The organism is Pseudomonas sp. LBUM1659, assembly GCF_059716045.1.
Genome location: NZ_CP166797.1, coordinates 432,622 through 445,269, shown reverse-complemented (window position 1 = coordinate 445,269; position 12,648 = coordinate 432,622). Strand labels below are relative to the sequence as shown.

The 12,648-nt window shown below is 59.6% G+C and carries 10 protein-coding genes; 1 reads left to right on the top strand and 9 read right to left on the bottom strand.

Annotation, left to right across the window (positions count from 1 at the left end; all coding sequences use genetic code 11):
• Positions 1–59 precede the first annotated feature (59 nt).
• From ACA048_RS02040 to ACA048_RS02005, 8 genes are all read right to left on the bottom strand, one after another.
• Positions 60–1,652 carry an SPOR domain-containing protein gene (locus ACA048_RS02040; protein WP_497627728.1) on the bottom strand — a complete coding sequence of 531 codons (1,593 nt, stop codon included), beginning with the start codon at positions 1,650–1,652 and terminating at the stop codon, positions 60–62.
• 10 nt (positions 1,653–1,662) lie between these two features.
• Complete coding sequence (aroB, locus tag ACA048_RS02035) at positions 1,663–2,763, bottom strand: 3-dehydroquinate synthase (protein WP_497627727.1); 1,101 nt, start codon at positions 2,761–2,763, stop codon at positions 1,663–1,665.
• A gap of 149 nt (positions 2,764–2,912) precedes the next feature.
• On the bottom strand, positions 2,913–3,431 hold the full coding sequence (gene aroK / locus ACA048_RS02030; RefSeq protein ID WP_223519958.1) for a shikimate kinase AroK: 519 nt from the start codon (positions 3,429–3,431) through the stop codon (positions 2,913–2,915).
• A 4-nt stretch (positions 3,432–3,435) separates the two neighbouring features.
• Positions 3,436–5,514, bottom strand: coding sequence for a type IV pilus secretin PilQ (locus ACA048_RS02025; protein WP_497627726.1), 2,079 nt, complete (start codon positions 5,512–5,514; stop codon positions 3,436–3,438).
• Positions 5,515–5,527: 13 nt separating this feature from the next.
• Positions 5,528–6,055: a pilus assembly protein PilP gene (locus ACA048_RS02020; protein WP_497627725.1), complete on the bottom strand. Its 528-nt coding sequence runs from the start codon at positions 6,053–6,055 to the stop codon at positions 5,528–5,530.
• Positions 6,052–6,675 (bottom strand): type 4a pilus biogenesis protein PilO, encoded by a 624-nt coding sequence (gene pilO, locus ACA048_RS02015; protein ID WP_497627724.1) that lies wholly within the window; start codon positions 6,673–6,675, stop codon positions 6,052–6,054. The genes ACA048_RS02020 and pilO overlap by 4 nt, the downstream gene beginning before the upstream one ends.
• Positions 6,672–7,238 carry a PilN domain-containing protein gene (locus tag ACA048_RS02010; protein ID WP_497627723.1) on the bottom strand — a complete coding sequence of 189 codons (567 nt, stop codon included), beginning with the start codon at positions 7,236–7,238 and terminating at the stop codon, positions 6,672–6,674. Before ACA048_RS02010 ends, pilO begins: the two co-directional genes overlap by 4 nt.
• Positions 7,238–8,302: a pilus assembly protein PilM gene (locus tag ACA048_RS02005; protein WP_497627722.1), complete on the bottom strand. Its 1,065-nt coding sequence runs from the start codon at positions 8,300–8,302 to the stop codon at positions 7,238–7,240. Before ACA048_RS02005 ends, ACA048_RS02010 begins: the two co-directional genes overlap by 1 nt.
• Positions 8,303–8,521: 219 nt before the next feature.
• On the opposite strand from ACA048_RS02005, the gene ACA048_RS02000 reads away from it, so the two are divergent.
• Positions 8,522–10,963, top strand: a complete 2,442-nt coding sequence (locus tag ACA048_RS02000) for a penicillin-binding protein 1A (protein ID WP_497629790.1) — start codon at positions 8,522–8,524, stop codon at positions 10,961–10,963.
• Between the two features lie 250 nt (positions 10,964–11,213).
• On the opposite strand, the gene ACA048_RS01995 is transcribed toward ACA048_RS02000, so the two are convergent.
• Complete coding sequence (locus tag ACA048_RS01995) at positions 11,214–12,482, bottom strand: malic enzyme-like NAD(P)-binding protein (protein ID WP_497627721.1); 1,269 nt, start codon at positions 12,480–12,482, stop codon at positions 11,214–11,216.
• Positions 12,483–12,648 lie beyond the last annotated feature (166 nt).

Genomic DNA, 12,648 nt, shown 5'->3' with positions numbered 1-12,648 from the left:
TGCGCTTGCAGAGATTTTGAGGTGCCGGGAGAGGCGGCCTGGGTAAGGCCGCCGAATCTTCAGCGAGTTGTTGCCAGTTCCTGTTGGACGCTGGCGACAGTGCGAGGCCAAGGTTTACCAGCCTGAACCTTCGCTGGCAAGGCCTTGATAGCGGTAACGGCTGCATCGCGGTTGGCGAAGTTACCGTAGGTGATGACGTAAAGCGGTTTGCCGTTGAGCACTTTCTTGAAATAACGGTACTCGCCGCCCTGCTCTTTCACGAAGTTTTGCGCAGTCGTTTCAGAGCTGGTGCCGAGGATCTGCACCACGTAGTTGCTGGTCGGTTGACCGGCGTACCAGGTGCCGCCAGCAGCCTTCGCCGCGGGGGCTGGTTTCTCGGCAGGCTTGGCGGTGGCCACGGCGGCAGGCTTGGCTGGCGCTGGAACCGGCTTCGCAGCAGGCGCAGTCGGGGCTGGCTTGGCGGTTGCGACCTGCGTCGGCGCGGGAACAGGTTTGGTAGCAGGTGTCGGCGCTGGGCCCGGCTGAATGCCCGCTGGCGGCGCGACGGTGGTCACGGTAGGCGGTGTAGCGCTGGAACCCTCGACCGGCACGCCATCGTCGCCTTCGGTGATGCCACCGGCGGCTTCAGCCAACGGACCGCGCATGACCGGTTGCGAGTTGCCGACCAGCGGCAATGGCATTGGCTGCGAGTTACCGGCGAATTCGACGGAAGGTGCACCGCCATTAGGCTGCGGCGAACCTTGACCGAGCGGCAGCTGTGCCTGTTCGTTGGCAGGTGCGCCGGTGGTCGGTGCTTTGCTGCGACCCGGAATCAACCAGGCGGCGGCTACCGCGACCACGACAACGGCGGAAATCGCCAATACGTGTTTCTTCGGCATGTTGAACCCCATTTTTGGACGCTTCACCGCTGAGCGGCTGGCAATCATGGCTTCGATCATTGCATCGCGGGCAACCTGGTTGATGTTGCCAGGCCAACCGTCGGAGCTTTCGTGAATATCAGAGATCTGATCCGCGGTGAAAAGTTCGATACCCCGGCCGGCGCCTTCGAGCCGCTGGTCCAGATATTCACGGGTTTCTTCTTCGGTGTAAGGCTGCAGTTCGATCACGTGGAAACGCTCTTCCTCAAGGCTTAGCGCCTCAAGCTGAGCGATCAGCGACGACTCGCCAAACAGGAATACATGCGGGCGACCTTCCGGTGCGCCGGCGGCCAGGGCCATCAGGGCTTCGAGCGCGGATTCGTCGAGCTGCTCGGCGTCATCCACCAGCAAATAGACTTCCTGACCGGTCAACGCCAGTTGCACCACTTGCGCCAGGATGGCGCCGATTTCGGCCTGTTCGACGTTCAGCGATTGAGCCACCTGGCGCAAGATGCCAGCCGAATCGCCAGCGCCGCGAGCGGACACCACCACGCTCTGCACCGACTGCTTGTTGGTGCTGGCCACCAGCGCCTGACGCAACAGGGTCTTGCCACTGCCCTGCGGGCCTGTGACCACCAGCAGCAACTGGCTATAGCGCGCCAGGTGATGCAGTTGCCCCAGCACCGGTTTTCGCTGGGCCGGGAAAAATTTGAAGCCAGGCACCCGTGGAGCAAAAGGGTCATGACTTAACTGGTAATGGCCGAGGAAAGCCTCGTCGGCATGCAAACTAGTCATCGGGATCTTATTAACCTTTAAGCTGAGCCAGGGCGCGGTAATCCGCTCCCAGCGTGGCCTGTAAAACCTCTTTCGGATAATCGTCGGTCACCACCGCTTCGCCCATGTGGCGCAGCAGCACCAGGCGTAAACGACCGTCGATCACTTTCTTGTCAATTGCCATGTGTTCAAGGAAATCGGCCTCGGTCATCTCTTCAGGCGGGATGACCGGCAGTCCGGCACGCTGGAACAGACGAATACCGCGATCACGCTCTTGTTCAGTGATCCAGCCCAGACGGGCCGACATTTCCAAAGCCATTACGGTGCCAGCAGCGACGGCCTCACCATGAAGCCAGACACCATAGCCCATGTGGGTTTCGATGGCGTGGCCGAACGTATGACCGAGGTTCAAAGTGGCACGCACACCGGTCTCTTTTTCGTCGGCACCGACCACCGCAGCCTTGGCGGCGCAGGAGCGTTCGATGGCGTAGGTCAGGGCGACCTGGTCCAGGGCGCGCAGGCGATCAACGTTCTCTTCGAGCCAGGTGAGGAATGGCTCGTCGCAGATCAGCCCGTACTTGATGACTTCCGCAAGCCCGGCGGACAGTTCGCGGGCCGGCAGGGTATTGAGGGTCGCGGTATCGATCAGCACCACGTTCGGCTGATAAAACGCGCCGACCATGTTCTTGCCCATCGGATGGTTGATACCGGTCTTGCCACCCACCGAAGAGTCGACTTGCGACAGCAACGTGCTCGGCACTTGAATGAAATCAACGCCGCGCTGGTAGCAGGCGGCCGCGAACCCGGCCATGTCACCAATCACACCGCCACCGAGGGCGATCACAGTGGTGCGGCGGTCGTGCCGTGCGGTCAGCAGGCCGTCGAAAATCAGTTGCAGGGTTTCCCAGGTCTTGAAGGCTTCGCCATCGGGCAGCACCACGGAAATCACCGAGAATTGCGCCAGGCTGCGGGTCAGACGCTCGAGGTAGAGCGGTGCAACGGTCTCGTTGGAGATGATCGCTACTTGCCGTCCGCGAATATGCGGGGCCAGCAGCTCAGGCTGATCCAACAAACCTTCGCCAATGTGAATCGGGTAGCTGCGCTCGCCTAGATCGACCTTGAGTGTCTGCATGTGTCCCCGCAATGAAGATGGAATCAGGCGTCCTGCCTTGAGTTATCGAATGTCCACAGTGCCTGCTGGTGTAACGCCGTTCGGTAGCCATCCGCCACAACCGAGCGGTCATGGCAGGACGCCGAGGATAGCGCATTTCGCGCTGCGCATTAACGGGGAGGTAGCTGTTGCAAGCGTTCGAGAATGTCGAGCACTACCATTCGCGGCGGCCGCTCATCGGTTTCAACCACCAGGTCGGCGATTTCCCGATAAAGCGGATCGCGGATAGCCAGCAGATCCCGCAGGGTCTTGGCCGGATCGGCGGTCCGCAACAGGGGTCGATTGCGGTCACGGGCAGTACGACCCACTTGCTGCTCGACGGAAGCATGCAAGTAGACCACCCGACCACCGGCATGCAACGCCCGACGATTGGCTTCGCGCATCACCGCGCCACCACCGGTCGCCAGCACCACGCCATCGCAGCCGCACAGTTCGGCAATCATCGCCTCCTCGCGGTCACGAAAGCCCGGTTCGCCTTCTTTATCGAAAATCCACGGGATATTGGCGCCCGTGCGCAATTCAATTTCCTTATCGGAATCTTTGAACGGCAGGCGCAGTTCTTTGGCCAGCAACCGGCCGATGGTGCTTTTACCAGCGCCCATCGGTCCAACAAGAATCAAATTTCGCACAGAATCAATGACTCACAGCAATCGCCTGATTGTTCATGATACGCGGAGTGAGAAACACCAGCAGCTCGGATTTTTTCTCCGAAACCACGTCACGCCGGAAAAGGCGGCCAAGATACGGCACATCGCCGAGAAATGGCACCTTATCTACAACGTTGCTCTGAGTATTTGAGAAAACTCCGCCAATGACGATGGTCTCGCCGTCATTGACCAGGACTTTGGCATTGACCTCGTTTTTCTTGATCGGCGGCACATCCTGCACCTTGTTCAGGTAGTCCGGCTCATCCTTGGTGACCTTGACCTCCATGATGATCCGATTGTCGGGGGTGATCTGCGGCGTCACTTCCAACGACAGCGAGGCCTCTTTGAATGACACAGAGGTCGCGCCACTGGAAGTGGCTTCCTGGTAGGGAATTTCCGTGCCCTTGAGGATTTTGGCGGTTTCCTTGTCGGAGGTGACCACCTTGGGCTGCGAGACGATTTCACCGTTGCCGGTTTTCTCCATCGCCGTCAGCTCAAGGTCCAGCAACACGTTGTCGGTGATAAAGGCGATGCCGATTCCCGACGTGCTGCCCGCCGCCCCCAGGTCGACAAACGGCGAGTTGGTGTCGCCACTGCCCGGTGTACCAATGGTCGTCGAACCTTTGCTGACCCCGGACGTGTTCCAGTTGCCCTTGTTCTGCACTGAACCACCCCAGCGCACGCCGAGGCTTTTGTCGTAGTCGACGTTGGCTTCGACGATTCGTGCTTCGATCATCACCTGACGCACCGGAATGTCCAGTTGCGTGACAATGCGGCGAAGTTCATCGAGATTGTCCTGGGTCTGGTAGGCAATGATGTTGTTGGTCCGTTCATCCACCGTGATCGACCCACGCTCGTCGGCTTTAGCCTCGGCGCTGGTCACCGACTGAAACAGCTTGGCGATGTCGGCAGCCTTGGCGTAGTTGACCTGCAATAGCTCTCGTCGCAACGGCGCGAGCTCGGCGATCTGCTTCTGCGATTCCAGTTCCTGACGTTCCCGGGCAGCGATTTCATCGGCCGGCGCCACCAACAGAACGTTGCCGATCTTGCGCTTGTCCAGCCCTTTGGTTTTCAGCACCAGATCGAGCGCCTGATCCCACGGCACGTTTTGCAGCCGCAAGGTGATGCCGCCCTGCACCGTGTCGCTGGCCACCAGATTGAGGTTGGTGAAATCGGCAATCACTTGCAGCACCGAACGTACATCGATGTCCTGAAAGTTCAGCGAGAGTTTTTCGCCGGTGTAGGCGAAACGCTCTGCATTGCGCTTTTGTAGATCGTCAGGGGTCATCGGTCGGATGCTGACGGTCAGCTTGTTGTCGGTCTGGTAGGTCGAATAGTCGAAAATGCCGCCGGGCTCGATACTGATCGTGGCCCGGTCGCCCGTGGCGCTGGCGTTGACGAATTGCACCGGGGTGGCGAAATCCTTGACGTCCAGTCGCACGCGCAACTTTTCGGGCAATTGGGTCCTGGCGAATCCGAGGACGATCTTGCCTTCGTGTTCCTGGATGTCCGGGGCAATGGACGGATCCGACAAATCGATGACCACATTGCCTTCACCCTGGGTGCCGCGCTGGAAGTCGATGCCGCGAATGGCCTTGCTTACAGCAGCGTAGGTTTTTGCCCGTGGCGGGGTTGTCATCTCGGCACGAGGCTCGCTCGCCACCGGTTGCAATGCCTTGCCATTGGCCCCCTGCCCGACCACCACCAACAAATTGTTGCCTTCGACCTTCGCGCTATACGGAGTCAACTGCTTCAGGTTGATAATGAGCCGCGTACGGTCCTTGGCTTCCACCACAGTTGCGCTGCGGGCATTGCCGCCGCCCAGGTCGCGATTTTTACTCACCAACTGACTGACCACGCCAGGCAGGTCCAACGCAATCCGCGCCGGCTGTTCGGTCGTGTAACCGTGGGGCGCAGGGGGCGGCCCATCGAAAGACAACTTCAACTCGATGCGATCACCCGGCAGCGCGGCAACATCCAGCGCTTTGAGGTGGGTCGCCAGCACCTTCGGAGACATCAACGCTATCCATAGCGAAATACCGAGGGTTGAGAAAGTCCTGTTCATTATTCGAGTTCCACTATGAGTGCTCTTTCAAAGGAAGGGTCCGTGGTCGCTCCAGCCAGGCACCCTCGCCATCGGGAACGATTTCGACTACATCGACTTGTGAGCCGCTGATGGCGACGATCCGTCCATCGTTACGCCCCAGGTAATCGCCGACTTTCAGCCGATGCACCCCGCCCGCTCCGCGTAACAGCGCAAAGGAGCCGGTGGCATTGGAGATCGTGCCGACCATTTCAAACTGCTCGATGTTGAACCCTTCGAGGTATTGCTTGATCCGATTGAGGTCGGGGTTGACGTTGTGCGAACCGCGCTTCTGACCGGCCAGGTCCACTCTGACCTGTCGGGAAAACGGACTGCGCAGGTTGGCGGCGCTGTAGGTGAGCGTTGGGTAAGACCGAAACGTCGGCGTTGGTTCAATTTTGCCCGGGACACTCAGACGCATTTCGTTCATATAGGCATCCAGGTCGCCGACATCGTTGCCACCGCCACACGCGCTCAGGCTGGCGAACAACAACACCATCGATAAACAATGGACCGGGCTCATTTCTGCGCCCCGGTGTCGTTGTAGCGGTAGGTCTTGGCGAGGATGCTCATGCGCAACTTCGGACCTCCTTCAGGATTGGCCGGCGCAAGATCGAAATCATGCAGCGTCACGATCCGGGTCAGCCCGGCTACGCCACTGACGAAGGTCGCCAGGTCGTGGTAGGCGCCGGTTACCGTGATCTGGATCGGCAGTTCGATGAAGAACGGCTGGGCGACTTCCGGCAGCAGTTTGATCTCTTCGAAATCCAGCCCGCTGCCAAGGCCCGTGCGGGTAATGTCCTCCAGCAGACCGGGGACCTCGGTGTCGCTGGGCAACTGCCGTAGCAGCACGCCAAAGGAGACTTCCATTTCCTGCATTTGCCGGGTGTACAGCTCCAGATTCGCCGCCATGCGGGCTTTGGTCGCGAACTGCTCCTTGAGGGTCGACTCTTCCTCGCGCTTGAGATGGAGCTGGTCTTCCAGATCACCGAGGTGAAAGGCGTACCCGAGCGCCAACACCAGCACCATCAGCAGAACACCTGCCATTGCTTTGATCGCCGGCGGCCAGGAACCCATGTTGCTGCTGTCCAGATCGTTGATATCGACATTGCGCAGCCCTGCTAGCCATCGGGACGCGCTCATTGATCGTCCCCCACGGCAGCGGGCTGCGTCAGACGAACGGTCAGTTGAAAGACATTGACCTGATCCAGCTGACCGGCGGTCGTCGCTTTGACCTCTGTAAGACTCGGGGCATCGAACGAGTCGGACGCATCCAGATTGCGCATCACATCCGACACACGATTGTTGGACTCCGCAGCGCCAGTGATGGACAGGGTTTTGCCGACCATTTTCACTTCGGTGAAATACACACCATCCGGCAACGTGCGCGCCAATTGATCGAAAATCCGACCAGTGATCGGCCGGTTGCCTTGCAGGTCCTGGATGAGGCGCATGCGTTCGACCAACTGCTGGCGACGGGCTTTCAGATCACTGATCTGTGCTATCTGCTCGTCGACCACTGCAATCTGTCTAGCGATGTAATCGTTACGGGCAACCTGCCGATCGATGGCGCCGCTAATGAACTGATCCGCGACCAGCACCGCCCCCACGGAGCACAGCAGCACGCCGACCAACGTCACCAGAAAACGCTTGCGGCGTTCTTCTCGCCGCTCCTCGCGCCAGGGTAAAAGATTGATCCGCGCCATCAGTCGAAACTCCTGAGGGCGAGCCCGCACGCAATCATCAGAGCCGGCGCATCGCTGGCCAGGGCATCGGCGTTGACCTTGCTGCTCAAGGCCATGTTGGAGAACGGGTTAGCCACCTGAGTCGGCGTGCCCAGGCGCTGCTCGATCAACCGATCAAGCCCCGACACCGACGCCGTGCCACCGGCCAACAGAATGTGATCGACCTTGTTGTACTGGCCAGAGGCAAAGAAGAACTGCAACGAGCGTGAAACCTGTTGCACCAGCGCCTCACGAAACGGTTGCAAGACTTCGCTGACGTAGTCATCCGGCAAACCGCCCTGCTTCTTCGCCAGCCCTGCCTGCTCGACCGTCAGGCCATAACGGCGCTGAATGTCCTCGGTCAGTTGCCGACCACCGAACAATTGCTCGCAGGTGTAGATGATCTTTCCGTCGTGCAGCACGCTGAGGGTGGTCATGGTCGCGCCGATGTCCACCACCGCGACCGTCAGTCGCTCCTGATAGGTGGCCAGTTGCGTTGATAGCAAACCGAAGGAACGTTCCAGTGCATAGGCCTCGACATCTACTACGCGCGCGGTCAGGCCGGCCAGGGTCAGGGCCGCTTCACGGACCTCGACGTTTTCCTTGCGACAGGCGGCCAGCAGTACCGTTACCCGCTCGGGATTACATGCGGACACACCCTGGACTTCGAAGTCGATGGCGACTTCATCCAACGGATAGGGGATGTACTGATCGGCCTCGATCTTTAGCTGGTTTTCCAACTCGTCGTCGGAAAGACCGCCGTCCATCTCGATAGTCTTGGTGATCACCGCCGAACCGGCCACTGCCACTGCAACGTTCTTGAGGCTGGTTCTGGCCTTGAGCAGCACACGAGAGAGCGCATGCCCGACGCCCTCAAGTTCGGCGATGTTTTTGTCGACCACGGCATTGGCGGGCAACGGCTCTACCGCGTATGCCTCGACCCGATAGCGGCCGCCCTGGCGGCTCAGCTCCAGGAGCTTTACCGACGTGGAACTGATGTCGATCCCCAACAGCGTGTTGGCTTTTTTATTGAAGAGTCCTAGCACTACCCATTCCCTATGACTTTCCGTGTCTTACGGACTCTGTAATATCCGTTGCGTTCATTACCTCCCGTCTTGACAGAAGCGCCAATGACGCTCCCTGCGGAAAAATGCTTATAATGCCCAGCGTTTTTTTCCGGTTTTTACTTCAAGCGCGGGCCGTTCCCTGTTTATCTGAACCCTGATGCCTCATTCATTCTTTGCCCTGGATGTCCAAAAGCCTTGATTCGTCTGCTGAAATTTTTCGGTTGGTCCATCGTCGCCGTTTTCTGTGGACTGCTCCTTGGTCTGAGCGGCGCCTTTCTCTACCTTAGTCCCGGATTACCCTCCGTGGAGGCGCTGAGAAGCATCCAGTTGCAGATTCCTTTGCGGGTCTACAGCAGCGATAACAAGTTGATCGCAGAGTTTGGCGAAATGCGCCGCACTCCGATCCGTTTCGCCGACATTCCCCCCAATTTCATTAATGCGTTACTAAGTGCTGAAGACGACAATTTCGCCAACCACTATGGCGTCGATCCCAGCAGCCTGATGCGTGCCGCCACCCAATTGGTCAAAAGCGGACACATCCAGTCTGGTGGCAGCACCATCACCATGCAGGTGGCGAAGAACTTCTTCCTGACCAGCGAACGCAGTTTCTCGCGCAAAACCACCGAAATTCTCCTGGCTTTACAGATCGAGCGGCAGCTGACCAAGGACGAGATCCTTGAGCTGTACGTCAACAAAATCTACCTGGGCAACCGCGCCTACGGCATCGAGGCGGCGGCGCAGGTCTATTACGGCAAATCGATTCGTGATGTCAGCCTCGCCCAGATGGCGATGATCGCCGGCCTGCCCAAAGCCCCGTCGCGCTTCAATCCGTTGGCCAACCCGGCTCGCAGCAAAGAGCGCCGCGACTGGATTCTGGGGCGCATGTACAAGCTGGGGAAAATCACCGAAGCGGACTACACCACGGCGATCAACGAGCCGCTGAACGCCAGCTATCACGTCCCGACACCGGAAGTGAATGCGCCGTACATCGCCGAAATGGCCCGGGCTGAAATGGTCGGCCGCTACGGCAGCGACGCCTACACCGAAGGTTTTCGCGTAACCACGACCGTGCCGAGCAATCTGCAGGAAATGGCCAACACCGCCGTTCTCGATGGCTTGATCACGTATGACCAGCGCCATGGCTATCGCGGCCCCGAGTCGCGCCTGCCGGGCAAGACCCGTGAGGCCTGGGCAACCGAGCTGACCAAGCAACGCACCATAAACGGCCTTGAACCCGCCATTGTCACTCAGGTCGACAAAAACGGCCTGCAAGTGATGACCCGCACTGGTGACGGACACGTCAGCTGGGACAGCATGAAGTGGGCGCGCCCGTTCCTGAACACCAACAGCATGGGGCCCAATCCGAAGCAGCCGTCGGATGTGGCTCAGGTCGGTGACTTGATTCGCGTGCAGCGTCAGCCGGACAACTCGCTGAAATTCAGTCAGATCCCGCAGGCGCAAGCCGCGCTGGTTTCACTGGATCCGCAGAATGGCGCCATTCGTGCGTTGGTCGGCGGTTTCGCCTTTGAACAGAGCAACTACAACCGCGCCATGCAGGCCAAGCGTCAGCCAGGCTCGAGCTTCAAACCGTTCGTCTACAGCGCCGCACTGGATAGCGGCTACACCGCCTCCAGCCTGGTGAATGACGCACCGATCGTGTTTGTCGACGAATACCTGGACAAGGTCTGGCGCCCGAAGAACGACACCAACACCTTCCTCGGCCCGATTCGCCTGCGTGAGGCGTTGTACAAGTCGCGCAACCTGGTGTCGATCCGCTTGCTGCAAGCGATGGGCGTCGGCAAGACCATCGACTACATCACCCGCTTTGGCTTCAACAAGCAGGACCTGCCGCCCAACCTGTCGCTGGCGCTGGGCACCGCGACCCTGACACCGATGGAAATTGCCACCGGCTGGAGCGCCTTCGCCAACGGCGGCTACAAGATCACCCCGTACATCATCGACAAGATCGAAAGCCGTAACGGCGACACGCTGTTCCTCGCCAACCCGCCGAGCGTTCCTCAGGGCGACGTAGCGACCAGCGGCATTGCTGCACCAGCCGCTCAGTCATTTACGGTCAACTCGATCCCGGCCGAGGCGCCCGCCGTACCGGGCATTGCACCGCCAACGCCGGCCGTTGCCGAGCGCATCATCGATGGCCGCACAACCTACATCCTCAACAGCATGCTGGAGGATGTGATCAAGCTCGGTACCGGCCGGCGCGCTCTGGCCCTGGGGCGTGGTGACATCGCGGGCAAGACCGGTACGACCAACGAATCCAAGGATGCGTGGTTCTCCGGCTATAACGCCGATTATGTGACCACCGTCTGGACCGGTTTCGACCAGCCGGAAAGCCTGGGTCGCAAGGAGTTCGGCGGTACCGTCGCGCTGCCGATCTGGATGAACTACATGGCTGCGGCCCTTAAAGACAAGCCGCCACATACGCAACCAGAGCCCGAAGGCATCCTGAGCCTGCGGGTCGACCCGGTCAGCGGTCGTGCCGCCAGCCCAGGCACGCCAGGCGCGTACTTCGAACTGTTCAAGGCCGAAGACACGCCACCGTCGGCGGATGAACTGGGTAACGGTAGTGCGCCGGGCAGCCCGCTGCCAGCGGATGAAGCGGCGCCGATCGATTTGTTCTGATCGGGTAGCGCAACGCAAAAGCCCCGCCTTCGAGAGAAGAGCGGGGCTTTTTTGATTTGTGTATTCCCCACATAGATGTATCGCCTGCCAGGCCGCCTTCGCGAGCAAGCCCGCTCCCACAGGGGTACGCGTTCCAATGTGGGAGCGGGCTTGCTCGCGAAGAGGCCATCACAACCGCTTCAAAACGCTCAGGCAAAAAAAACCCCGACTCATGCGAGCCGGGGCTTTTTGGTGGAAGCGCTACAACGGCTTAGCCGTTGAACACGTCATCCACGCTTTTCAGCGGGTAGTTCTTCGGATACGGCAGGGTCGCAACACCGGTCTCGATGGCGGCTTTAGCCACAGCATCGGAGATCAGGGTGATCAGACGGGCATCCATTGGTTTCGGAATGATGTACTCACGGCCGAATTCCAGTTTGATGCCGCCGTAGGCGTCGCACACTTCCTGAGGCACTGGCAGTTTTGCCAGTTCACGCAGGGCGTTGGCCGCAGCCACTTTCATTTCTTCGTTGATGCGCTTGGCGCGAACGTCCAGGGCACCACGGAAGATGAACGGGAAGCCCAGAACGTTGTTGACCTGGTTCGGGTAGTCCGAACGGCCTGTGGCCATGATCACGTCATCACGGGTGGCGTGAGCCAGTTCCGGGGAGATTTCCGGATCCGGGTTGGAACACGCGAACACGATCGGGTTAGCCGCCATGGCCTTCAGGCCTTCAGCGCTCAGCAGGTTCGGGCCGGACAGGCCAACGAACACGTCAGCACCGGTCAGCGCGTCAGCCAGGGTTCGCTTGTCGGTCGCGTGAGCGAAGACAGCCTTGTACTGGTTCAGGTCGTCACGGCCGGAGTGGATCACGCCGGTACGGTCAACCATGAAGATGTTTTCGATGTTGGCGCCCATGCTCACCAGCAATTTCATGCAGGAGATGGCGGCCGCACCGGCGCCCAGGCAGACAATCTTGGCGTCAGCGAGAGTTTTGCCAGCGATTTCCAGGGCGTTGATCATGCCGGCCGCGGTAACGATTGCGGTGCCGTGCTGGTCATCGTGGAATACCGGAATGTCGCACTGCTCGATCAGAGCGCGTTCGATCTCAAAGCACTCAGGTGCCTTGATGTCTTCCAGGTTGATACCACCGAAGGTGATCGAGATGCGCTTGACGGTGTCGATAAAGGCTTGCGGGCTTTCGGAGTCGACTTCGATGTCGAAAACGTCGATGCCGGCGAAGCGCTTGAACAGCACACCTTTGCCTTCCATCACAGGCTTGGAAGCCAATGGGCCGAGGTTACCCAGGCCGAGAATCGCGGTGCCATCGGAAATGACTGCAACCAGGTTGCCCTTGCCGGTGTATTTGTAGGCCAGTTCAGGATCGCGGGCGATTTCGCGTACTGGTTCGGCTACGCCGGGGCTGTAGGCCAGCGACAGGTCGCGGGCGGTAGCGGTGGCCTTGGTGAGCTCGACGCTCAGCTTACCTGGACGAGGATGGGCATGATATTCGAGAGCGGCAGTTTTCAAATCAGACATGGGGGCATTCCGCTTTTACTGTTGGACAGACTGGTCAGCGAGGATACGCGCCTCGCAAAATCCCCACAAGACTGACCGGTCACCCCTGTCAAGCGCCCTGCCTTACGACTTTGGGCCAAGAGCCACGGAACACAAGGGGTTTACTGTTCACAATCGACAGAAAAAA